17 protein-coding genes and 1 rRNA gene are annotated in these 23,047 nt (G+C 68.0%); 7 read left to right on the forward strand and 11 right to left on the reverse strand.

What is annotated here, in order from left to right:
• The first annotated feature begins 324 nt into the window (after positions 1-324).
• The 5 genes from rrf (at position 325) to C8D78_RS14600 (ending at position 6,614) form a co-directional block, all read left to right on the forward strand.
• Positions 325-441, forward strand: a 5S ribosomal RNA gene (gene rrf, locus C8D78_RS14580).
• Positions 442-967: 526 nt separating this feature from the next.
• A complete protein-coding gene (locus tag C8D78_RS14585; protein WP_011776355.1) occupies positions 968-1,255 on the forward strand; it encodes an HU family DNA-binding protein in 288 nt (95 codons plus the stop codon).
• Between the two features lie 235 nt (positions 1,256-1,490).
• The gene (locus C8D78_RS14590) at positions 1,491-3,605 is read left to right on the forward strand and encodes a bifunctional copper resistance protein CopD/cytochrome c oxidase assembly protein (RefSeq protein ID WP_244208434.1); all 2,115 of its coding nucleotides are present in this window, start codon (positions 1,491-1,493) and stop codon (positions 3,603-3,605) included.
• A complete protein-coding gene (locus C8D78_RS14595) occupies positions 3,605-5,563 on the forward strand; it encodes an NHL domain-containing thioredoxin family protein (protein WP_120954599.1) in 1,959 nt (652 codons plus the stop codon). Before C8D78_RS14590 ends, C8D78_RS14595 begins: the two co-directional genes overlap by 1 nt.
• Positions 5,564-5,786: 223 nt before the next feature.
• On the forward strand, positions 5,787-6,614 hold the full coding sequence (locus C8D78_RS14600) for a DUF559 domain-containing protein (RefSeq protein ID WP_120954600.1): 828 nt from the start codon (positions 5,787-5,789) through the stop codon (positions 6,612-6,614).
• A gap of 154 nt (positions 6,615-6,768) precedes the next feature.
• On the opposite strand, the gene C8D78_RS14605 is transcribed toward C8D78_RS14600, so the two are convergent.
• The 4 genes from C8D78_RS14605 to C8D78_RS14620 form a co-directional block, all read right to left on the reverse strand.
• Positions 6,769-7,761, reverse strand: coding sequence for a hypothetical protein (locus C8D78_RS14605; RefSeq protein ID WP_120954601.1), 993 nt, complete (start codon positions 7,759-7,761; stop codon positions 6,769-6,771).
• 133 nt (positions 7,762-7,894) lie between these two features.
• A complete protein-coding gene (locus C8D78_RS14610; RefSeq protein WP_120954602.1) occupies positions 7,895-9,610 on the reverse strand; it encodes a helicase HerA-like domain-containing protein in 1,716 nt (571 codons plus the stop codon).
• Between the two features lie 49 nt (positions 9,611-9,659).
• Positions 9,660-10,361 carry a type 1 glutamine amidotransferase domain-containing protein gene (locus tag C8D78_RS14615; RefSeq protein ID WP_120954603.1) on the reverse strand — a complete coding sequence of 234 codons (702 nt, stop codon included), beginning with the start codon at positions 10,359-10,361 and terminating at the stop codon, positions 9,660-9,662.
• Positions 10,362-10,408: 47 nt separating this feature from the next.
• Positions 10,409-11,278, reverse strand: coding sequence for an aldo/keto reductase (locus C8D78_RS14620; RefSeq protein WP_120954604.1), 870 nt, complete (start codon positions 11,276-11,278; stop codon positions 10,409-10,411).
• A gap of 192 nt (positions 11,279-11,470) precedes the next feature.
• On the opposite strand from C8D78_RS14620, the gene C8D78_RS14625 reads away from it, so the two are divergent.
• Together C8D78_RS14625 and C8D78_RS14630 are read left to right on the forward strand one after the other, a co-directional pair.
• Positions 11,471-12,265 (forward strand): glycoside hydrolase family 25 domain-containing protein, encoded by a 795-nt coding sequence (locus C8D78_RS14625; protein WP_120954605.1) that lies wholly within the window; start codon positions 11,471-11,473, stop codon positions 12,263-12,265.
• Positions 12,266-12,399: 134 nt separating this feature from the next.
• Complete coding sequence (locus C8D78_RS14630; protein ID WP_120954606.1) at positions 12,400-13,389, forward strand: LLM class flavin-dependent oxidoreductase; 990 nt, start codon at positions 12,400-12,402, stop codon at positions 13,387-13,389.
• Between the two features lie 7 nt (positions 13,390-13,396).
• Here C8D78_RS14630 and galK read toward each other — a convergent pair whose 3' ends face one another.
• From galK to C8D78_RS14665, 7 genes are all read right to left on the reverse strand, one after another.
• On the reverse strand, positions 13,397-14,632 hold the full coding sequence (gene galK, locus C8D78_RS14635) for a galactokinase (RefSeq protein WP_120954607.1): 1,236 nt from the start codon (positions 14,630-14,632) through the stop codon (positions 13,397-13,399).
• Complete coding sequence (gene galT / locus C8D78_RS14640; protein WP_244208420.1) at positions 14,629-15,819, reverse strand: galactose-1-phosphate uridylyltransferase; 1,191 nt, start codon at positions 15,817-15,819, stop codon at positions 14,629-14,631. The genes galK and galT overlap by 4 nt, the downstream gene beginning before the upstream one ends.
• Before the next feature lies 1 nt (position 15,820).
• Positions 15,821-18,037 (reverse strand): alpha-galactosidase, encoded by a 2,217-nt coding sequence (locus tag C8D78_RS14645; RefSeq protein WP_425266711.1) that lies wholly within the window; start codon positions 18,035-18,037, stop codon positions 15,821-15,823.
• 91 nt (positions 18,038-18,128) lie between these two features.
• Entirely contained in the window at positions 18,129-18,959 is an 831-nt protein-coding gene (locus tag C8D78_RS14650; RefSeq protein ID WP_120954609.1) for a DeoR/GlpR family DNA-binding transcription regulator, read from the reverse strand.
• A 9-nt stretch (positions 18,960-18,968) separates the two neighbouring features.
• Entirely contained in the window at positions 18,969-21,110 is a 2,142-nt protein-coding gene (locus C8D78_RS14655) for a beta-galactosidase (RefSeq protein ID WP_244208421.1), read from the reverse strand.
• Between the two features lie 2 nt (positions 21,111-21,112).
• Positions 21,113-22,081, reverse strand: coding sequence for a carbohydrate ABC transporter permease (locus C8D78_RS14660; RefSeq protein ID WP_120954610.1), 969 nt, complete (start codon positions 22,079-22,081; stop codon positions 21,113-21,115).
• Positions 22,078-23,028, reverse strand: coding sequence for a carbohydrate ABC transporter permease (locus C8D78_RS14665; protein ID WP_120954611.1), 951 nt, complete (start codon positions 23,026-23,028; stop codon positions 22,078-22,080). The genes C8D78_RS14660 and C8D78_RS14665 overlap by 4 nt, the downstream gene beginning before the upstream one ends.
• Positions 23,029-23,047 lie beyond the last annotated feature (19 nt).

Raw genomic sequence — 23,047 nt, forward strand, 5'->3', positions numbered from 1 at the left:
ACCACTGGGTTGATAGGCCGGATGTGGAAGCGAGGACTAACGACTCGTGAAGCTGACCGGTACTAATAGGCCGATAACTTACACCACACACCCTCCCCGTGAACGGATTCAAAAGACGTTCACACCATGGAGAGGGTACAAAGAAACAAGACTGCTTGCGTCCACTATGTGGTTCCCAACCAACAAACCCGTTGCTTGAGGAACCAACAACTAAATAACAACACCACACCTGCGACCACACGTCGCAGAGCACATGTTGTAACCACACAGACTTCCCCACCCCACACCCCCACCAGGGCCGTGACAGGGTGGCGGACACAGGGTTACGGCGGTCATAGCGTGGGGGAAACGCCCGGTCCCATCCCGAACCCGGAAGCTAAGACCCACAGCGCCGATGGTACTGCACCCGGGAGGGTGTGGGAGAGTAGGTCACCGCCGGAACATCATTACACGGTCGAGGACCCCCAACCACAGGTTGGGGGTCCTCCCGCATTTAACCCCCCAACCACAACCCGGCATGCCGCCAGGCGCGCAGCCGCCACCGGCAACGACGGCGCGACCGCCCCCCCGGCCAGGCCCCGCAGCAGACCGGCCCGCACCGCCCCCCACGCGGGCCCCCACGGCCGGGAAACCCGGCCAGGGAGCAGGGGACGAGGACGGCACGCGCCTCAATGTATCGCGCGGGAGGCAGCCACTCCGGCGGCCGGATCCCCACGCCGGGCGGCGTTGAAAGTGAGGCAGGACTCACCGCGGCCGCGCGCCGCGAAAACGGTCCCGACGGAGAGGCGTCCGCTCTCGGCGCAATTTGACGGCGATCGGCGCCGATTACGGTGATTTTCCCCAAAAAACGCCGAAAACACGCGGAATTTGCCACCTCGGCGGCGCCAAGCTGGTAAGTTTTCGAACAGTGGTTTGTACGCATGCCGTGTGCAGGCTCCAGAAATCATGACCGTCCAGGAGGACATAAATGGCTAAGAACCGTAGTGAACTTGTTGCAGAGGTAGCAGGCAAGGCCGGCACCAGCCAGGCAGCAGTCAACTCCGTGCTCGACGCACTGTTCGAGGTCTTCGAGACCTCTGTCGCCGCGGGCGAGAAGATCACCATCCCGGGTTGGCTCGCCGTCGAGCGCACCGACCGTGCAGCCCGCACCGGCCGTAACCCGCAGACCGGCGAGACCATTCAGATTGCCGCTGGCCACAGCGTCAAGCTGACCGCCGGCTCCAAGCTGAAGGCTGCAGTCGCCAAGAAGAAGTAGTCTTCTTCGCAGGCTTGAAAGGAGCGGCAACCCTCGGGTTGCCGCTCCTTTTGCGTGTCACGGGCACGGCCGGGATTGCTGCCGGCCGGGTCCCGTGCCAAGGCCGGGAGGCGGGTTCGCTGAGCTGGCCCTCTGAGGCCGATTCGCTGAGCCGGGCGGCGTAGCGGACAATGGAGGTGTGCCTTCCGCAGTAAATCCCACGCCCACAACCGCAGCGCCCGTACCTCCCGGCGACGTGCGCGGCACCGGCCAAGGCCCCGGCGGGGTTTCCCGGCCGTGGCTGCTCGTCGGCCTGGCGGCGTTGTTCATAGGCCTGGTCGCAGCACTGATCTTCTCCGGCGCGGCTGCCGCCCGCGGAGTCTCGGATCCCGGCGCCTTGGTGCGCTGGGGGTTGCCCGTGAGCAAGGCAGTTCACAACGTCGCAGTGGCCACCGTGATCGGCGGCCTGTTCTTTGCGGCCGGCATCCTTCCGCGGGACAGGAACGGCTCGCGTTCGAAGGTCCGCAACGCGCCGGAGCACCCCGCGTTCACCCGGGCGCTGGCCGTGGCCGCGACGGCGGGCGCCGTCTGGACTCTCTCGGCGATCTCCGTCCTGGTGTTGGGTTATGCGGACATTGCGGGGCAGGGCATTTCCGGAGACCCGGAATTCACCCGCTCCCTCGTTTACTTCATGACGGATATAGACACGGGACGCGCTTGGCTGGCCGTGGTCATAATCGCCGCCGTGGTCACCACTGCCCTCTTCGGTGTACGTTCCCGCGGCGGGCTGGCATTGACCCTGATCCTGGCGCTGGGCGGACTGGTTCCCCTCGCCCTGATCGGTCACTCGTCAAGCTCCAGTGACCACGAGGGCGCCATCAACTCCCTCGGACTGCACCTGGTGGGCGTCTCGGCCTGGGTGGGCGGCATCATCATGCTGGCGCTGCTTTCCGGCGTGCTGGGCGGCACCGGTGCACGCGGCACCGGTGCGGGTGCGTCCGCGCGGACCGCCGACATCACCGAACCCACTCTCCGCCGGTTTTCGTCCCTTGCCGGCTTTGCCTTCGCCCTGGTCTTTGCCTCCGGCGTGATCAATGCCAGCATCCGCCTCACCACTTGGGACGATCTCTTCGGCTCGGCCTACGGGCAACTGATCCTGGCCAAGACGGCGGCGGCCCTCGTGCTGGGCGGCATCGGGCTTATGCACCGCCGCTGGGTCATCCCGCAGCTGGGCAACCGCGCCATGGGCCGGTCCGCCCGCAGCGTGCTCTGGCAGCTGGTGGTCGCGGAGCTGATCGTCATGGGAGCGACATCAGGGATCGCCGTGGCACTGGGACGCTCTGCTCCGCCACAGCCCACCACCTTCGCACCCGACGCGTCGCCGGCCTTCATCCTCTCCGGCTACGAGCTGCCACCGGAACTGACGCCGGTGCGATGGCTTACGGAGTGGCGGCTCGACTGGCTCTGGATCGCCGTCGCGCTCTTTGCGCTGGTCTCCTACGTTCTGGGCGTGCGCAAGGTGCAGCGACGCGGCGACTCCTGGCCCTGGTTCCGGACCGTCAACTGGGTGATCGGACTCGTGGTCCTCACCTACGTGACCTCGGGGCCGCCGTCGGTCTACGGCCGGGTGATGTTCTCCGCGCACATGGTGGACCATATGGCCCTCACCATGGTGACCCCCATCTTCCTGGTCCTCGGCGCACCCGTGACGCTGGCACTCCGGGCGCTCACTCCCCGGCGCGACAGCTCCCGCGGGCCGCGTGAATGGCTGTTGATCGTCATCCACTCCAAGTTCTCGCAGCTGGTGACCCACCCGCTCTTCGCGGCCGCCAACTTCGCCGGGTCCATCGTGCTCTTCTACTACTCCGACGCGTTCGGCTACGCCATGCGGGACCACGTGGGCCACGAGCTCATGAACCTGCACTTCGCGCTCACCGGCTACATCTTCGTGCTCACCATGATCGGCACCGACCCGCTGCCGCGCCGCGCACCGTACCCCATGCGGTTGCTGCTCCTGTTGGCCACCATGGGCTTCCACGCGTTCTTCGGCGTCGCCATCATGGGCGGCACCGGGCTCCTGGCCGCAGACTACTTCGGCAACCTCGGCCGGACGTGGGGCGCCTCCGCCCTGCTGGACCAGCAGATGGGCGGGGCCGTGGCGTGGGGCATCGGCGAAGTACCCACGCTGCTGGTGGCGATCGGCGTCGCCATCATGTGGTCCCGCGCCGATGACCGCGAGTCCAAACGGACCGACCGGGCGGCGGACCGGAATAACGATGCCGATCTCACTGCTTACAACGATATGTTTGCCAAGCTGGCCGAGCGAGATGCCAGGCTTGGCGAACGCAATTCCAAGCTGGAAGGACGCTGATGACCGAAACCGTACGCACCCACCTCCGGGTCCGGGCCTCCGAGCTGGTGGGCCGCAACTGGCTGAACACCGGCGGCAAGACCCTGGACCTCGAATCCCTGCGCGGCAAGATCGTCCTCCTGGACTTCTGGACGTTCTGCTGCATCAACTGCCTGCACGTCCTGGACGAACTGCGCCCGCTCGAGCAGCAGTACTCCGACGTCCTTGTGACCGTGGGCGTGCATTCGCCCAAGTTCGAGCACGAGGCCGACCCCGTGGCGCTGGCGGCCGCCGTCGAACGCTACGAGATCCGTCACCCGGTCCTTGACGACCCGGAACTGGACACCTGGAAGGCCTACACGGCCCGGGCATGGCCGACACTGGTGGTCATCGATCCCGAGGGCTACATCGTGGCGCACCTCTCCGGCGAGGGCCACGCAGACGGCCTGGCCGTGCTGATCCCCGAACTGATCGCCGAACATGAGGCCAAAGGCACCCTCCACCGTGGAAACGGCCCCTATGTGGCGCCGGAACCGACGTCGGGCACGCTGCGCTTCCCGGGCAAGGCCCTGTTCCTGCCCGCCGGCCGCGGCATCGGAACGGCCGAGAACGGCTCGTGGCTGGTTACCGACACCGGCCACCACCGGCTCGTGGAACTCTCCACCGACTTCCAGACGGTGCTGCGCACCTACGGTTCCGGTGAAAAGGGCCACGCCGACGGCAACGCCGCCGGAGCCCGGTTCAACGAACCGCAGGGCTTGGTGCTGCTCCCGGAAGACGTCGCCGCCGAGGCAGGCTACGACGTCGTGGTTGCCGACACCGTCAACCACCGCCTGCGCGGGCTGTCCCTAGCCGACGGAACCGTCCGGACCCTTGCCGGCAACGGCGTGCAGCGGCTCCTGGAGACGGGTCCGGCCCGCGTGGACGAGGAAGGCGCCGCCTACGGTGCCCGGCTGGAGCCGGATCCGCTTGCCGTGTCCCTGAGCTCCCCGTGGGATGTGGTCTGGTCGGCCAAGCTGAACGCCGTGGTAGTGGCGATGGCCGGCGTGCACCAGATTTTCAGCTTCGAGCCCACCTCCGGGGCCGTGAAAATCATTGCCGGCAACGGACTCGAAGGGCTCCTGGACGGCCCGGCTGCCGAGGCCTGGTTCGCCCAGTCCTCCGGCCTCGCCGAGGACGCCGACGGGAACATCTGGGTGGCCGACTCGGAAACCTCGGCCCTGCGCAAACTGGTAATTGACGACGCGGGCGGCATCGCGGTCGAATCTGCCGTGGGCAAGGGCCTGTTCGACTTCGGCTTCCGCGACGGTCCGGCCGCGGAGGCGCGGCTGCAGCACCCGCTCGGCGTCACGGTGCTACCCGACGGCTCGGTGGCGATCGCCGATACCTACAACGGCGCCGTCCGCCGGTACGACCCCGCAACGGGCACGGTCTCCACGCTGGCACGCGGACTGTCCGAGCCCTCGGATGTCATTGTGGACCACACCCGCGTCGCAGGTGCCGAGCCGTTGCTGGTGGTGGTCGAGGCCAACAAGCATCAGCTGGTCTACGTGCCCATCCCCAAGGAAGCGCAACAGGTGGACGAGGGCGCGGCGCAGACCCACCGGCCCAAGAGCCCCGTAGCGCCCGGCCTGCTTGAACTCGCAGTCCGTTTCACGGCGCCCACCGGGCAGAAGCTGGACGACCGCTGGGGCGATCCCACCCAGCTGAAAATATCGTCCACCCCGCCCGAACTGCTGGTGTCCGGCGGCGGGACCTCCGTGGGCCTGCGCCGCACCCTGGAACTGTCCTCCGACGTTCCCGAGGGAGTCCTTCACATCACCGCCCGCGCGGCCGCGTGTGACGGCCCCGAAGACGCCGACGGCGAGATTCCGGACCACGCGGCCTGCCACCTGTACCAGCAGGACTGGGGCATTCCCGTCATCCTCCAGGCCGACGGCGACACCGAGCTGGTCCTGGACCTGCGCGGAATGGACTAGGGCCTGCGCCGACGCTGATGCGCCGACGCTGATCAGGAGGCTGCTGTCCGTGACCCGCCGTCACTGACGGCAGCCTTTTGGCTTAATCCCGGCCCGGTGTCCTCCAGATTCCGTGAATGCGACCTGCGGGCTGCCCCAAGAACCTGCCCGGCGTGACACGAAACTGTCCACATAGCGTGCCCCGCGGGTGCCGAGGACCAGCTTTGTGCGTGAACGTAAGCCTATGGACATCGCGAAGGCCTTGAATATCTGCGGGGGAGCCGCCCGGCGGCCGTCCCTCGCCCGCTTGGGCATCGACGACGCCGCCCTCCGCCGTGCCGTGCGTTCCGGAACGGTCCAGCAGCCGTGCCGCGGACTGTACGCGCTCCCGACGGCGGCACCCGACTACGTGGCGCTGCTGCAGCGCAGGCAACTGCTTACTTGTGTGAGCGCGGCTCCCTTCTACAGGCTCTGGGCCTTGGAGCAGACCGGCCTACGGCATGTGTACCACCGGCGCGGGGACGCCGTCGGCGCGGAATCGGGGCACGGCGGGCTGTTGTTTGAGCCGCACCCGCACAGGCCGGTCGCAGCCCTGGGCGATGTCCTCATCCACGCGCTGCGGTGCGTGCCGTTCCGGGAGTCCTTGGTCATGGTGGAGTGCGCGGTCGGCAGGGGCGACATGACGCTGGATTTCCTCCGGGAGCGGCTGCCCGGAACGCGCAACGGGCGGGCACGGGAGATTCTGGAATGGGTGGACCGGGGCTCGGAATCCCTGCTTGAGACCCTGGCCCGAACGTATTTCCGGCAAGCCGGGATCAGGGTGGAGCCGCAGGTGCACATTGACGGCGTCGGGTCTGTGGATTTGCTGCTGGAGGGCAAATTGATCGTGGAACTCGACGGACGACACCACGGCGACTGGGCCCAGGTGAGGAAGGACCAGCGCCGGAACAACCGCTCCGTGGTTCAGGGCTACGTAGTGCTCCGCTACTACTATGCCGACGTGGTTCACGATCCCGCGGCCATGGTGGCCGAGGTCCTGACCGTCCTTGCAGGCGTGAAGTCACCCGGATAGGTGTGAACGTGTCACTACCGGCAGGTTTTGGGGCGCGGGCAGGGTTGAAATCCGCGGATTTCAGGGGGGACCGTGCTCTCGCAGGGCTCAAAGTCTGCTTTGTGTGACTCTGCCCTGCGTGACGGGGCCGTCGGGCCGCCGCCCGAACGGTGTCCTAGTAGTTGAGCTGGGGCGTGAGCTTGACGGTGTCCCCGTCGATGTCCAGGCGGGTGGTGAAGCTGAAATCGTGGACGGCGTTGATCTCGGTCACGGCGCCCGTAAACAGGTCCACCTGCCGTGCCTTAATCCGGGCCTTGCCGTCCAGGGGAGACACGACCCAGCGGCCGCCGAAGGGTTCGATGTTCACCTTGGGGTAGTCCGTGATGCTCCAGTCGATGGTCCCGTCAATCACGCGGTTGTTGGTGGCGTGGTAGAACGGGCAGTCGGGCTGCAGCTTCTGCTGCTTGTCGGCCTCGGCGGCGCAGGAGTCCAGGAATTCCTTGACCTTGCCGCTCACGGCACCCTTCAGCGCGTCGGTGGCCTTGGTCATAAGATTCAGCGACGCCGGGCGCGCGTCCCCGCCGGCCACCGTGGCCCGGGTGGGCGGGGCCGAGAAGTATTGGCCGTTCAGGCCGGCCTCGTACTCGCCGGGGTAGAACACGGCGAAGGAGTTGCGCCCGTTGGGCATGTTCACCGGCACGCCGTTGAGGGTGGCCTCGCTGGAGTTGACCACCGTGACGTCCAGGACAGGCAGAGCGGCGGGGACGAACGACCACTTGTTGAAAAACAGCCACTCTGTGCCGGAGCGCTCCAGCAGGAACTCGGTCCGCTGCCGGCTGCCGTCGATGGTGTACTCCATGGGCACCATGACCTGGTTTCCGCCGCGCTCAACTGCGTCGCCAAGCTTGACGTCGGAGATGCGTGCGGCCGCGGTTTGCAGTGCGGTCCCGTCGAGCATGGCCGGGTTGCTTTGTGGCACGGAGGCGCGCAGGAGACCCAGGGCCTTTTCGCCGTCGCCCTTCTGCAGGGCGCTGAGATAGTCGCGGACGGGCTGCTGGGGCCCGGCGATGGAAGCGTTCACCAGATTGATTGAAACGATGCCTGCGGCCACGGCAAGCATCAGTCCCAGCAGCCACCCTGCTGCGATTTTGACCAACGCCTGACTCATGTGCACGATTCTTACGTTACCTGCACCCCACCGGAAACCCTGTCTCACGGCCCGCCTCTGTGACGCGGGCCATGGCCGCGCGAGGCCCGGCGGCAGGGCGGGAACGCTCCGTTCGGTGCCGCCGGGGCCTGTCCTAGCGGCGGCGGCGTTTCGGGGCCGTGCCGAAGACTCCGCGGAGCAGTTCCTTGCCCAGTTGCGTTCCCAGCGACCGGGCCATGCTTGTGAGGCCGCCGCCCAAAGCCCCGCCCCAGGCCGCGGCGAGGTCTCCGCCGGGACCGCCGCCTGCCGGTTGGGCCTGCCGGGGCGCCTCCCGCCTGGCGGCGTCGCCGTAGTCGGGTGCCGGGGCCGGCACGGGCCGGCTGCTGGGACGGCCCAGGATTTCTTCCTCGATCCGCCGGGCCTCGGCCTCGACGGCGTTCGGATCCACGGCGCCGTCCTGATTTCCCCCGGCGCTGCCTGGGCGCGAGGCCCCGGAGGCTGCTCCGGTGGAGGCCGCGCCCTGACCGGTGATCTTCTCGTAGGCGGAGACGTTATCGACGGCGGTGCCGTACTTGGGCAGAAGCGCGGAGCCTGCCACGGTACTGGCAATCAGGGAATCGGTGCTCGGACCCATCACGGACTCCGGGGCGCGGAGCCGGGTCAGCGCGACGGGGGTCGGTGCGCCGTTCTCGTTCAGGACCGTGATGACGGCCTCGCCAATGCCGGCCGTGGTCAGGGTCTCCTCGAGATCGTAGTCGCTGGTGGGAAAGGTGGAGACGGTGGCCTTGAGCGACTTGGCGTCCTCAGGGGTGTAGGCGCGAAGGGCGTGCTGTACCCGGTTTGCCAGCTGCCCGAGGACGTCCGCGGGGACATCCTTGGGCGTCTGCGTGACGAAGAAGATGCCGACGCCCTTGGAACGGATGAGCCGGACGGTAGTGGTGATGGCGTCAAGGAAGGCCTTCGAGGCGCCGTTGAACAGCAGATGGGCCTCATCCAGGAAGAAGACGAGCTTGGGCTTGTCGAGGTCCCCGGCCTCCGGCAGGTCCTCGAAGAGGTCCGCGAGCAGCCACATCAGGAACGTCGAAAACAGCGTGGGCTTGGTCTGCAGTGTGGGCAGCTCCAGGCAGCTCACCATGCCCCGTCCGTCAGGGGCGGTACGCAGCAGCTCGGCGGTGTCGAATTCGGGCTCGCCGAAGAACTTCTCCATGCCCTGCGCTTCGAGCGTGATGAGTTCGCGCAGGATCACCCCGGCCGTTGCCTTGGAGAGGCCGCCGAGTTCCTCGAGCTCGTCCTTGCCCTCAGCCGAGGTCAGGAAGGCGATGACGGCGCGCAGGTCCTTGAGGTCGATGAGCTCGAGGTTGTTCTTGTCCGCGAAATGGAAGACGAGCTGCAGGCTGGATTCCTGGGTCTCGTTCAGGTCCATGATCCGGGAGAGCAGGATGGGCCCGAACGAGGTGATGGTGGCGCGGACCGGGATGCCTTTTCCGTCGCCGCCGAGGGCCAGGAATTCCACCGGGAAGGTCTTGCCGGACCACGCCTGGCCGATGCTCTCCGTGCGGGCCAATAGCTTTTCGGTGCCCGTGGCGGCGGTGGCCAGGCCGGAGAGGTCGCCCTTGATGTCGGCCAGAAACACCGGCACACCCGCAGTGGAGAGCTGTTCGGCCATCATGTGCAGCGTGACGGTCTTGCCTGTGCCGGTTGCTCCGGCCACCAGGCCGTGCCGGTTCATCATGGCAAGCGGCAGCCGGACGGGAGCGTCCTTGTGGAGTTCGCCGTCGACGATTGCCGCTCCGAGCTCGATGGTCGGGCCCTCCAGGGTGTAGCCCTGGACGATCGTGGCGACTTTATCAGCAGTGGATTTGATGGCCATGCGGTTAGCTTAGCCGGGTCCGGGGTTCCCGGACCCGGCTACGGGCCGCCTATTCGGCGAGGGCCTTGAGAACCTCCTTGGCCACGTCCTCGCTGGACTGCGGGTTCTGGCCGGTGATGAGGTTTCCGTCCCTCACAACATGCGAGGTCCAGGCCGCGCCGTTTTCCACCAGTGCGCCCTTTTCCTTGAGGACGTCCTCCACGAACCACGGTGTGTTGGGGCCGGTGCCGCCGCCCAACTCCTCCTCGTTGGTGAAGACGGTGAGGCGGCGTCCGGCGAAGGCGAAGGTGCCGTCGTCGTTCGTGGCGCTCAGCAGGCCAGCCGGGCCGTGGCAGAACGGCGCGATGATCTTGGCGGACGCGTTGGCGCGGGTGAGGATCCGGCCTAGATCGGCATCCTGGTAGAGATCGGCCATGGGCCCGTGGCCGCCCGGCATGATGACGGCGTCATAGCCGGCGACATCGACGTCGCCCAGCACCAGCGGGCCGGACAGCTCGGCGTCGATCGACTCAAGGTATTTCCGGAAACTGTCCGCCCGGTCCTGGCCGCCGGCGGATTCGGCCGCAAGGCTGACCTCGTCCACTGTGGGCTTCCGGCCGCCGGGGGTGGCGATGTGCACGGTGTGGCCCGCGTCGAGGAGCGTCTGGTGGGAGACGACGAGTTCCTCGGCCCAGTAGCCGGTGGGGTGTTCGGTGCCGTCGCGCATGGTGAGGGCATTTGCGGCCGAGACGACCATCAGGATGTTAGCCATGGTGTGGTTCCTGTTCTGCCGGCGGGGCCGGCGGGTTGTGGAAAGGTTTAGCGGGCTGCGTGGAGTTCGGCGTAGGTGGCGTCGTCAAGCACGACTCCGGCCGCCGCGAGGTTTTCTTCCAGATGCTTGATGGAGCCAGTGCCGGGGATGGGCATCATGACGGGGGAGCGGCGCAGCAGCCAGGCCAGCGCCACCTGGGAGGTGGTGGCACCAAGGCGCTTGGCGGCCGCGTCCAGCGGACCGCCCGGCCGGGCGAGCTCACCGGCGGAGATCGGGGCCCACGGAATGAAGCCGATGCCGTTCGCCTCGGCGTAGTCGAGGACGTCTTCGGAGCTGCGGTCGGTGAGGTTGTAGCGGTTTTGCACCGTGGAGACCGTGAAGTACTTGCCGGCTGCCTCCAACTCCTCCACGCTGACCTGGGAAAGGCCGAGGGCTTTGACCTTGCCTTCCTTCTGCAGATCGCGCAGCACGGCGAATTGCTCCTCGCGGTCCACCTTGGGATCGATCCGGTGCAGCTGCAGGAGGTCGAGGGAGTCGACCTTGAGCTTGCGCAGGCTCAGTTCCGTTTGCTGGCGCAGGTACTCGGGCCGGCCCACCGGAACCCAGGCGTTGGGTCCGGTGCGGGTGAACCCGACCTTCGTCGCAATCCTGACGCCGTCCCGGTAGGGGTGCAGCGCCTCGGCGAGGATTTCCTCGCTGATGTTGGGGCCGTAGGAGTCAGCGGTGTCAATGAAGTCGACGCCAAGCTCCACGGCGCGGCGTACGACGGCGACCGCGGCGGCACGGTCTGCCGGTTCGCCCCAGACGCCGTCGCCGACGATCCGCATGGCGCCAAACCCGAGCCGGCGGACGGTTCCCAGGTCCTGCAGGGCGATCGTGGCGGAATTTTCCGGATGCTGTGCATTGTCATGGCTCATAGGTTAGGGAACATTCTCAGCCTGCTGACTATTCCACGGCTCCCTCACGGGGAGCTCCCGCCCGGGCCTGGCGGAGCGCTATCCGGGTGTCAGCGGGGCGCCAGTCGGGACGCGCTGCCGGCGTGTTTTCGGCGAATTAGGTGCAGATACCGAATTACACTACCGATTTGAGATTCTGCCTTAGACTGTGGCATGCCCAACTCGCTCCCGCGCATCGTACTGGCCTTTGTTGTGACCCTCGGCCTTGTCTTCCTGGGTGGAAGCCCGGCCTCGGCCGCCACCTCCCCGGGACCGGGACTCGACGTCTCCTGGCCGCAGTGCGGCAAGCCCCTGCCAAAGCAGCCCTTGTTCGCGGTGGTCGGCGTCAATTACGGCCTCGCCAACAACACGAACCCGTGCCTGGCGAGCCAGCTCACCTGGGCGAAGACGGCCAAGGCTCCCGCCGCGACGTTGCAGCCGAGGGTGGCGTTGTACGTCAATACGGCCAACCCCGCCCGGCAGGGGTCTTGGTGGCCCAAGTCGAACACTTACGGCGGCGCTACGGTCACCAACCCCTACGGCAATTGCGCCACGGGTTCGCTGAGAGCCTGCTCCTACATCTACGGGTGGGCCAAGGCGTCCGACGACGCCAGAAACCGCGGCGTCAGCAGCCCGCAGTCCTACCTCTGGTGGCTGGATGTGGAATCGGAAAACACCTGGCAGACGGACAAGACCGCCAACGTGGCCGTCCTGGAAGGCATGACCGCCTACTTCAAGCGGATCGGTGCCAGGGTGGGCCTCTACTCCACCGGATACCAGTGGGCGCGGATCGCCGGAACCGTGAAATCGACCAGCCCGCTGGCAGGATTGCCGAGCTGGCTCGCTGGTGCGGGATCAGCCTCGCGGGCCAAGTCAAACTGCGCCCTGCCCGGGCTCACCCCGCGCAGCCGCGTCTCGATGGCGCAATACATTTCCGGCGGCATGGACTACAACTACTCCTGCAGCTGAGCCGGCCGCAGAAATATCCCGGGGGCCGCCGTCGTTGACCCCAGTGTGCCCGCGCCGGAAATCGGCGCCGCCACGGACCGTAGTCCCAATCTCCGGTCCGTACACTGCCCCGCAACGAAAGGCCGGCTTCTTCCGTGACTGTTCCGCTTTCCATCCTTGACCTCGCAACCATCGGCCCGGGCCAGACGGCGGCTGAGAGCTTCGCCGGAAGCGTGGCCATGGCCCGGCTCGCCGAGGAACGGGGCTACCGGCGGATCTGGTACGCCGAGCACCACAACATGTCCTCGATTGCCTCCTCGGCCACGAGCGTGCTGATCGCCCACGTCGCCGCGCACACGTCCAGCATCCGGCTCGGCGCCGGCGGCGTGATGCTGCCCAACCACTCCCCGCTGACCATCGCCGAACAGTTTGGCACCCTGGAGACCCTGCACCCGGGCAGGATCGACCTCGGGCTGGGCCGCGCACCGGGCAGCGACCAGAACACTATGCGTGCCCTCCGCCGCGATCCGATGTCGGCAGAGAGCTTCCCGCAGGACGTCTTGGAGCTCCAGGGCTACCTGACCGGGCCCACCCGCATCCAGGGCGTGGAGGCTACCCCGGGCAAGGGCACCAATGTGCCGCTGTACATCCTGGGTTCCTCCCTGTTCGGGGCCAGGCTGGCCGCCCAGCTGGGCCTGCCGTATGCGTTCGCCTCACACTTCGCGCCAAACGCGCTGCAGGACGCGGTGGCCGTCTACCGCCGTGAATTCCGGCCCTCCGCGCAGCTGGATGCCCCGCACGTGATCGCCGGAGTCAACGTCATTGCCGCCGACTCGGCCGCCGACGCCCAGGCGATGTTCCAGGCCACCAAGCGCGCCAGGGTCTCGCTGTTCTTCGGCAACGGCCGCGTGTTCAGCGACGACGAGGCGGACATGATCCTGGACTCTCCGCAGGGCCAGCACATGGCGCAGATGATGAAGTATTCCGCCGTCGGCACCCCCGACGCCGTCATTGAGTACCTGGACGAGTTCACCGGGCACGCCGACGCCGACGAGCTGATCGTGGCACATCAGAGCACCGGCACCGAGGCCCGGCTCCGTTCCGTGGAACTGCTGGCCGACGCCGCCCGGCTCGTGCGGGCGTAAGCGCGGCCTAGAGGTCCCGGCGCGCGCCCTCGGACGCCGTGACGGGGAAGATGTGCGGGGCGGTGTACCCGGCCCGGGCGAAGTGGCCGGCAATGCCGGCGCTCACCCGGGCGGCGTCGTCGTCCCGGACCAGCGCGAGGGCGGCGCCGCCAAAGCCGCCGCCGGTCATGCGCGCGCCGATGGCGCCCAATTCCTGCGCGCTGGACACGGCGAGGTCGAGTTCGGGGGTGGAGATCTCGAAGTCGTCGCGCATGGAAGTGTGCGAATCGTTGAGGAACGGCCCGATGGCGGCAGCACCGGAGGTCCGCAGCGCCGCGACGGTGTCCAGCACCCGTTGGTTCTCCGTGATGATGTGACGGACCCGGCGGTAGGTCTGCCCGTCCAGCACTGCTGCGGCGCGGGGGAGGTCCTCCGGGCCCAGTGCCCGGAGACTGCCGACGGCCATGCTGCGGGCGCCGTCCTCGCAGGAGCGGCGTCGGCTGGCATAACCGCCGTCGGCATGGGAGTGGCTGGTGCGGGTGTCGATCACCAGGAGCCGCAGGCCTGCGCCCGCGAAGCCGAGGGCGACGGCCTCGGTCAACAGGCTCTGGCAGTCCAGCAGGATGCCGTGATCCGGCTCGCCCAGGAGCGAGGCCGACTGGTCCATGATGCCCGTGGGCGCGCCGACCACCCTGTTCTCGGCCAGCTGGCCGACCCGGGCCAGTGCCTGCCGGTCCAGCCCGAGGTCCCAGAGATCGTTCAGGGCCAGGGCTACCGCGCATTCGATGGCGGCGGAGGAGGACAGGCCGGCGCCGGCCGGCACATCCGAGGTCAGGGCCAGGTCCATCCCGGCCAGCCGGGAAACGGCGCCCGGACCCGCGGCGCCCGCGCTGCCCGGACGCGCGGCGCCGGAAGCTGCGCCGCCCGGAGCTGCGCCACCGCCGCCGGCCGCCGCCTGCGTCAGCGCCCAGACCACGCCCAGGGGATACGCGGCCCAGCCGGTGAGGGAATCGGGATCGAGGCCGTCGAGGCTGACCTCCACCACGCCGGGGAAGTCTCTGCTCGCGACCCGCAGCCTGCGGTCGGCCCGGGCGCGGGCCGCCACTGTGGTGCGCTTGTCGATCGCGAGCGGAAACGCGAAGCCGTCGTTGTAGTCCGTGTGCTCGCCGATCAGGTTGACCCGCCCCGGCGCCGACCACAGGCCGTCCGGTGCGCCGCCAAACTGGCTCGAGAAGTACTCATACCCCAGGGGGACCTCGTTCATGGCCGGGCGGTTTCCTGTTCCTTTAGCGGCTGGTCTGGCACGGTGTGCCCTGTCACTGGCTGCCCGGGGCGGAGCGACCCGAGATCAGCCTTTTCGATCGCCGCCCGAAGCCGGCCGGCCGCCGTTTCCGGCGGGATGTCAGCGATGAACGCGCCCATGGCGGCCTCCGAACCCGCCAAATACTTGAGTTTGTCTTCCTCCCGGCGGGGTGAAGTCAGCTGCAGCATGAGCCGGATGTCGTCCCGATGGGCGTGCACGGGCGCCTGGTGCCACGCCGAAATATACGGCGTGGGGGTGTCGTAGAGCGCGTCCACCCCGCGCAGCAGCCGGCCGTACAGCAGGGAGAACTCATCGCGTTCCTCGTCGGTGGTGGCGGCGAGATCCGGGACGTGCCGGTGCGGGAGCATGTGCACTTCCAGCGGCCAGCGTGCGGCAAACGGGACAAACGCGGTCCAGTGCTCGCCCTGGAACAGCACCCGCTCGGACTGCTGCTCAAAGGCCAGGATGTCCGCGAACAGGGAGCCGCCGTAGTTTTCGATCGTGCGGACCAGCTGGGCCGTGCGGGGCGTGATGTACGGGTAGGCGTAGATCTGCCCGTGCGGGTGGTGCAGCGTCACCCCGATCGCCTCCCCGCGGTTCTCGAACGGAAAAACCTGCTCGACGCCGGGCAGCGCAGACAACGCGGCAGTCCGGTCCGCCCACGCCTCCACCACTGTGCGCATCCGGGACAAGGACAGTCCCGCGAGGGAGCCGGTGTGTTCGGGGGAGAAGCACACCACTTCGCACCGGCCCACGGACTGCTTGGCGCGTCCCAGGCCCACCCGGACGAGGTCGTCCTGGCCCGCGGGCGCGGCGGGCCCGGTCAGATCGGGGCCGAAGGACGGGGACTTGTTTTCGAAGACCACGACGTCGTACAGGCTTGGGATTTCCGAGGGGTTCTCCGGCGATGCCGGGGCCAGCGGGTCCAGGTGCGACGGAGGCAGGACCACCCGGTTCTGCCGGGCGGCCGCAATCGAAATCCACTCGCCGGTCAGGACATCCTGGCGCATGGTGGCGGTGGGCGGCCGGACCGCCGGCTCTCGAAGGTCGTCTCCGCGTTCGGGCGCCAGGACGGTGTCGGCGTCATCGAAGTAGATGATGTCCCGGCCGTCGGAGAGCTTGTAGCAGCGTTTTGTAATCTGGCCCATGTCAGGAGCTCCTCGCGGGGTGGCCGCTGGTTGCCGCTGGCTCGGCGGCTGGATCGGCTGTGGTGACGCGTCGGACGGCCAGGAGCAGCCCGTGCTCCGGGTTCAGTACTGGCATCGGGAGCCCGGATTCCGCCAGGAAGCGGCCGGTCGCCTCGACGCCGCCCGCAAGCCATGCCGGGGGCGCCGTCTGCAGGAACGCCCGCCGGTCCTCGGGGGCAGGGTAGACCGCTTCCACCCGGTACCCGGCCTCGGGCAGCAGCCCGGGCAGGCTGATCCGGCCGGGGACTTCGGCGAACGAGGTCGCCACGGACACCAGGGCATAGAGTGCCTCGCCGCCGTCGTGGGATACGACGCCGTGGAGGCGGAGCGCCGGATCGGGCTCGTCGGCCCGCACCATGCGCCCGCTGTGCAGCAGCGGACGGTATTCCTTGAACAGCGCGATTGCCCGGGCAAGCTCGGCGCGCTCGGAATCGCCGAGGCCCCGGACATCCCATTCGAGGCCGAAGTGCCCGAACATCGCGGTGATGGCCCGGAAGGAGAGGTCGTGCGTTCTCGCGGTGGTGTGGCTGGTAGTGGGTCCGATGTGTGAGCCGACGAGCTCCGGCGGGACCACCATGCCGGTCCAGCGCTGGATGGTCTGGCGTTCCAGGGCGTCGTTGCAGTCCGAACCCCAGACCCGGTCTGTGCGTTCCAGGATGCCGAGGTCCACGCGACCGCCCCCGGAAGAGCAGCTCTCGATCTCGACGCCGGGGTGGGCTTTGCGGAGCTCGTCCAGCAGCCGGTAAACGGCCCGGGTCTGCGCATGCACGGACGGGCGACCGGCGTGCCCCATTTCGGTCAGGTCCCGGTTCTGGTCCCACTTGAGGTAGGCGATGTTGTTGGCGCGCAGCAGGGCATCGAGCCGGTCGAAGATGTACTGCCACGCCTCCGGGTTGACCAGGTCCAGGACCTGCTGGTGCCGCCACTGCAAGGGCAGCCGGCTGCCCCCGGCGGTGCGGGGTGCCGGCCCGGCGATCCAGTCCGGGTGGTTGCGGGCCAGGTCCGAGTCTTCGTTGATCATTTCGGGTTCGACCCAGAGGCCGAATTCCATGCCGTGGCCGGTGACGGCGTCGATCAGCGGGGTCAGGCCCGCGGGCCACAGATCATCGTCGACGTACCAGTCGCCGAGGCCCGCATGGTCGCTGCGCCGGCCGCGGAACCAGCCGTCGTCAAGAACGTAGCGTTCCACGCCCAGCCGGGCGGCGGCATCGGCGAGCTCCAGCAGCACCGGCAACCGGTGGTCGAAGTACACCGCCTCCCAGACGTTCAGGACCACGGGACGGGCCTTGCCGGACCGCGCGCCGGGGTGGTGCGGGCGCCCGCGGAACCAGGCATAGAACGCATCGCTGATGCCGTCCAGCCCGGCGGCCGAGTACGCCGCGAACAGCCACGGCGTCTCGTAGCTGGCGCTCGCGGCGAGGGTGATTTCGCCGGTTCCCAGCAGTTCCGAGGCGCCGATGACCGTCCGGCCGTCGGCGGCGGCATCCACGAAGCTCTCGTGATTGCCGCTCCAGCCCAGATGCACGGCCCAGACCTGCCCGTGGCGGTTGCCGAAGCCGGGGGTGCCGGCCGCGAGCAGGAGCGAGGAATCATGGCCCGTCCGGCCGTGCCGCCCCGAACGTACCCACGTACCCTGGCGCAGCGGCAGGCGCTGCGGATGGGACTCCCGGCACCAGCGGCCGGTCAGGTCCAGGATCTCTGTCGCGGCGCGGCCCACCGGCAGCACGGCCGCGAGCTCGTCAAGGCTGTAGGAGCCGTCTCCGTCGTTGTCGAGCCGGTGGCGAAGCTGGAGCAGCCCGCCGTCGTGGATCCGGATCTCCGTGCGGACGGTGACCCCCGCTTCGGCGTCGGCCTGGGTGATGACGGCCGAGCAGTCCTCCCCGCCGGAACGCTCGACATTCACGACGCGAAGGCGAGCCGAGAACGCCTCGCCGTTGCGGTGGCCGCGGAGACCCGGCCGGCCGCGCCAGCCCGAGGACGCCTGCGGGATCAGCCCCAGCGTGACCGGAACGTCGAGGGCAGAGTGCGGCACGGGGTCGCCCAGCAGCGAAAGATCGGGCAGGGCCGGGCCGAGGTCGGCACCGAAGTGCAGCATGGCGGGCTCGCCGGTACTGAAATCGATGAGCAGCGACGTTCCGCCACGGCGCAGGTAGAGGGGCTCTCCGTGGAGGGCGCCCAGCGGGGACGCGGTCTCGGCAGCAAGTGTGAGGTCCGGGTTGGTCACGGTAGCTCCAGGCGTAGGGGTTTGCAGGTGGGCGGGAATGTTCCGGTCAGCCTGAGGCGGCGCCGTGGGCAGGGGCAGGGACCGGGGCGGTGCCGCGCGGGACACCGCCGGTGGGGGCAAGCCGGAGCCGCCCGACGCGCTCGCCGAGGATACGCCGGGCCTCACCGCCCAGGAGGTCGTCGCTGATGAGCTCATCGGCATCTTCGAGGCTGGCGATGGTGCTGATGCCGAGCGTGCCCCACTTTGTGTGGTCCGCCAGCACCACCACCCGGCGGGCCGCGCTAACGAAGGCCCGGTCGGTTTCGGCTTCCAGCACGTTCGGCGTCGTGAATCCGGCGTCGGCATCCACGCCGTGGACGCCAAGGAACAGCACGTCCAGGTGCAGCTGCCTGAGCGAGGACGTGGCCAGCGGCCCGACGAGCGCATCGGAGGGCGTGCGCTCGCCGCCGGTCAGGATCACCGTGGACGGGGAGGAACTCTGGTGGAAGACGTCGGCGATCCGCACCGAGTTGGTGACCACGGTGATCCGCGGACCGGCGGACAGCAGCTGGGCCAGCGCCCACGTGGTGGTGCCGGCGCTCAGCCCCACCGCCATGCCCTCGCGCACCTGCGCGGCCGCCTCGTGCGCAATGGCCATCTTCTCGTCCTTGAGTTGGGTCACCTTCAGCTCGAAGCCAGGCTCGTGGGTGCTGGCTCCGCCCGGCAATTTGGCCCCGCCGTGGATCTTCTCCACCGCGCCCGCCGCGTCCAGGGCCTCGATGTCCCGCCGCACGGTCATCAGCGAGACGCCGAGCATCTTGGCGAGGTCCGCGACGCGGACGATCCGTTCTCGCTGGACCTCCGCGAGGATGGCGGAATGACGGGCTGCGGCTAGCATGTGGAGTCCTTACAGGCTTGAGTGGGTTGGAAGGCTTGACTGGTTGGAATGGGCGGCGGACGTGCCGACCAGTTGGGCGGCACGCGAACGGACGACGGCGACAGCACCGGCCGCGAGGCCGAGTCCGCCGTCGAGCTCGGCGCCGGTGAGAAGATCAACGCCCGCCAGCGGCAGCCGGACGTCGTGCGCCCCGTGGTTGATGCAGAATGTCCAGTCGGTTCCGTCCTTGATGCGCCGGGCAACTTCCACGTCGGCCGGCAGATCCGGAACCAGCGGCTCCACCCCGGCGTCGGCACAAACGACCGTGAGCAGTTCGCCCAGGCCCTCGGGTGCGAGCGTCGTGGCCACATAGTAGGAACGGCCGCTTCCGGCCCGGTTGCGGGTGACGGCGGGAGAACCGGCAGCCGGGCCCTCGGCGACGGCCGCAAGGACCTCGGCAGTGGTGGCCAGCCCCAGTTCGTTCCAGCAGGTGCCGGGGCCGAAGCTGCTGAGCTGGACGCGTTCTCCGGCACGCAGCGGAAAGAACTCTTCCATCTTCACGCCCAGTAGCGTGCTGAACGCGCCGGGGTAGCCGCCGAGCCTGATGTGGTCATTTTCGTCCACGATACCGGAGAAATACGTCACCACGAGGTGGCCGCCGGCGCGCACGTACGCGTCCAGGTTTGCGGCCCCGGCATCGGTCACGAGGTACTGCATGGGTGCGACGACCAGCCGGTAGCCGGAGAGGTCCTCGGTGCTTTGGCGGAAGTCCGTGGGGATCCCGGCCCGGTAGAAGGCATCATGCCAGCGACGGGTCTCCGCGACGGCCGAGGCATCCACGCTCGGGTGCGAGTCCAGCTCGGAGGCCCAGCGCGCGTCGGTGTCGTGGAGGATGGCGACGTCCACCCGGCCGGAGGCGCCAGTGACCACCGAGCCGCTGACTTCGGCCAGGCTGCGCAGCGCCTGGCCCAGCTGGACCACTTCGCGCCAGATCTTCGTCTCCGTGCCGGCGTGCGGCAGCAGTCCGGAGTGGAACTTCTCGGCGCCGGCACGCGAGGCCCGCCACTGGAAGAACAGCGCGCCGTCGGCGCCGCGGGCAACGTGCTGCAGGGAATTGCGCAGCATCTCGCCGGGGGCCTTGGCGATGTTGCGCGGCTGCCAGTTGACCGCCGACGTGGAATGTTCCATCAGCAGCCACGGCTTGCCCTTGGCCCAGCCCCGGGTGAGGTCCGCTGTGGCCGCGAGTTCCTGGAAGTTCCGCGGGTCCTCGGCGATGAGGTAGTGGTCGTTGGAGACCACGTCCATCTCCTCGGACCAGCGCCAGTAGTCCACCGGCTGGTGCAGACCCATGTTGAAGCCCATAAAGTTGGTGGTTACGGGATGGTCCGAGTGCGAGCGGATGATCGCGGCCTCCGCCTTGTAGCATTCGAGCAGCTCATCGGAGGAATAGCGGGCGAAGTCCAGCTGCTGGGTCGGGTTAACCCACGTCCCGGAGGTCCGCGGGGGCAGGATTTCATCCCAGGCCGAGTAGCGCTGGGACCAGAAGGCGGTGCCCCACGCGGCATTGAGCGCCTCGAGGCTGCCATACCGGTGTTCGAGCCAGCGACGGAACCCGGCGGCCGCGCCGTCGGAGAAGTCCGGCTGGTTGTGGCAGCCGTATTCGTTGTGCACATGCCACATGACGACGGCGGGATGGTCCTTGTAGCGGGCGGCGATCTGCTCGGTCAGGGCAGCTGCGGCACGACGGTAGTCGGGGCTTGAGGCGGCGAAAGCCTGCCGCGAACCGTAACTGTGCCGCACGCCGTCGGCCGTTACCGGCAGCGACCGGGGGTACTTGTGGCTGAACCACGGCGGCGGGGAGGCCGTGGCGTTCGCCAGGTCCACCCGGATGCCGTTGGCGTGCAACAGGTCCAGGACCCGGTCCAGCCAGCCGAACTCGTAGACACCCTCGGCCGGTTCCAGCAGTGACCAGCTGAAGATGCCCACGCTGACCAAATTGACGCCGGCCTCGCGCATCAGCCGGACGTCCTCGTCCCACGTCTCCTCCGGCCACTGCTCGGGGTTGTAGTCGCCGCCGAAGGCCAGCATCGGCGAGCCCTCGGAGCCGAGCCGGGCGGTGATGTAGTCCATGGCTGAGGTATTGGGGTTGGTGTCGTTGACGTTGTTGTCCACGTTTATCCTTTGCTGGAGCCGAGGGTCAGGCCCGCTACGAAATGCCGCTGCAGGAGCAGGTAGATGACCAGGGCCGGGACGGCGGTGATCATGGCGCCGGCGGCGATCAGGTTGTAATTGGAGAGGAACTGGCCCTGGAGGTTGTTGATGGCGGTGGTGACCGGAAGGCGGTCACCGCTTTGGATGAACAACAGCGGCCAGAAGAAGTCGTTGTATATGAAGATCACCTCGAGGGTGCCCATCGCGGCCAGGGCCGGGCGGCACAGCGGCAGGATGATGTCCCAGTACTGGCGCCAGACGCCGGCCCCGTCCACCAGGGCCGCCTCGGTCAGTTCGGGCGACAGCGCCTTCATGTAGTTGGAGAGCACGAAGGTCACGAAGCCGATCTGGAAGGCGGTGTCCACCGCGATCACGCTGATATAGGTGTTGAGCAGATTCCCGGAATCGCTGAGCGCGTACGGCAGCTCGAAGTGCTTGAACATTTCAAAAAGCGGCGCCGCGAGCACCTGCGGGGGCAGCAGGTTTCCTGCGGTGAACATGATCAGCAGGGTGATGTTGAACTTCCAGTTCACCCGGCTGACAGCGAACGCCATCATGGAGGCGAAGAAGAGGATCAGGAACACGGACGGGACCGTGATGAGCACGGAATTCCAGAACAGCTGGGAAAAACCGCCCTGCGTCCAGGCCTGCGTGAAGTTGTCGAAGTTGAAGGCGCCTCCGGTGCTGAAGTAGCCGTACTTGTCCGTGTCCGCCTTGGGCCGCAGGGCGGTGAAAATGGCCCAGCCGAGGGGGACCAGCCAAATGGCCGCCATGACGATCAGGAAGACGTGGGTGCCGTAGTGCCGCCTGCCCTGCTTGTTGTTGGCCGGCCGGCCCGGACGGTGGCCGGTCCTGCCCGGGCCGAAGCCGGGCTGGCCGGTGGCCACCGGGCTCCCGGCCGCGGCGGCATCGGTTGGATGGGCGATGCTCATGCCTCTTTGTCCTTTCCGAACGCACGGGACAGATAGAAGGTAATCGGGATCAGCGAGATGACGAGCAGGATGACGGCCAGTGCCGAGCCGATCCCGATCACCTGTCCCTCGCCCACCAGGTTCTGGATGACCAAGGCGCTGATTAGTTCGAGGCCGTTGGTGCCGCGGTTGATCACGTAGACGATGTCGAACGCCCGTAGGGATTCGATGACGGTGATGACGATGATGATGACGTTGACCGGCCGCATGGCCGGGAAGATCACCCGGAAGAAGGTCTGAGTCGCGCTGGCGCCGTCAATCTGGGCCGCCTCACGCAGGGTGGGGTCCACTCCCTTGAGTCCGGCCAAGTACAAGATCATGACGTAGCCGGCGTGCCGCCAAGTGGCGGCGAAGAGGGCTGCCCAGATGTTGACCCCTGAATCCCCGAACCAGTCCACGGCCTGGGGCGTGCCAGCGGTTCCAAGGAGGAAGTTCAAGAGGCCGCTGTCCCGGTTGTAGAACAGCTGCCAGATGATCCCGATCAGGGCCAGGGAGAGCATCACGGGGGCGAAGAAGATGCTCTGGTAGATCCTGGTGCCGCGGATGTTCTGGTCCAGGAGCACCGCCAGCAGCAGCCCCAGCGGCGTGGCGACCAGGGCCAGGAACGCCAGCCAGAGGACGTTGTGCTGCACGGCGGGCCAAAATGGCGGGTAGTCATGGGCGACGAACTGGTAATTCTCTGCGCCGGCGGGTTTGATGTCGGTCAGCTCCAGCCCGTTCCAGCGGGCGAAGGACAGCCCGACCGACATGAGGGTGGGAATCCAGACCAGGACGAGCTGGATCAGCGTGGGGATGCCCACCATCATGCCGAGCACCACTTTGTCGCGGCGGGACAGCCGCCGAACCCGCCGCGCGGGAGCGGCAACTGCCTTGCGCCCCCGCGCCGACGGATTGGTAGAGACACTCATGAAGATTCCTTGCCTTGGG

The organism is Arthrobacter oryzae (assembly GCF_003634095.1).
GTDB classification, from domain to species: domain Bacteria; phylum Actinomycetota; class Actinomycetes; order Actinomycetales; family Micrococcaceae; genus Arthrobacter; species Arthrobacter oryzae.

Coding starts and splice junctions, on each gene's coding strand:
- C8D78_RS14585 (WP_011776355.1), top strand. CDS start 968: ATGGCTAAGAACCGTAGTGAACTTGTTGCAGAGGTAGCAGGCAAGGCC.
- C8D78_RS14595 (WP_120954599.1), top strand. CDS start 3,605: ATGACCGAAACCGTACGCACCCACCTCCGGGTCCGGGCCTCCGAGCTG.
- C8D78_RS14600 (WP_120954600.1), top strand. CDS start 5,787: ATGGACATCGCGAAGGCCTTGAATATCTGCGGGGGAGCCGCCCGGCGG.
- C8D78_RS14605 (WP_120954601.1), bottom strand. CDS start 7,761: ATGAGTCAGGCGTTGGTCAAAATCGCAGCAGGGTGGCTGCTGGGACTG.
- C8D78_RS14610 (WP_120954602.1), bottom strand. CDS start 9,610: ATGGCCATCAAATCCACTGCTGATAAAGTCGCCACGATCGTCCAGGGC.
- C8D78_RS14615 (WP_120954603.1), bottom strand. CDS start 10,361: ATGGCTAACATCCTGATGGTCGTCTCGGCCGCAAATGCCCTCACCATG.
- C8D78_RS14620 (WP_120954604.1), bottom strand. CDS start 11,278: ATGAGCCATGACAATGCACAGCATCCGGAAAATTCCGCCACGATCGCC.
- C8D78_RS14625 (WP_120954605.1), top strand. CDS start 11,471: ATGCCCAACTCGCTCCCGCGCATCGTACTGGCCTTTGTTGTGACCCTC.
- galK (WP_120954607.1), bottom strand. CDS start 14,632: ATGAACGAGGTCCCCCTGGGGTATGAGTACTTCTCGAGCCAGTTTGGC.
- galT (WP_244208420.1), bottom strand. CDS start 15,819: ATGGGCCAGATTACAAAACGCTGCTACAAGCTCTCCGACGGCCGGGAC.
- C8D78_RS14650 (WP_120954609.1), bottom strand. CDS start 18,959: ATGCTAGCCGCAGCCCGTCATTCCGCCATCCTCGCGGAGGTCCAGCGA.
- C8D78_RS14660 (WP_120954610.1), bottom strand. CDS start 22,081: ATGAGCATCGCCCATCCAACCGATGCCGCCGCGGCCGGGAGCCCGGTG.
- C8D78_RS14665 (WP_120954611.1), bottom strand. CDS start 23,028: ATGAGTGTCTCTACCAATCCGTCGGCGCGGGGGCGCAAGGCAGTTGCC.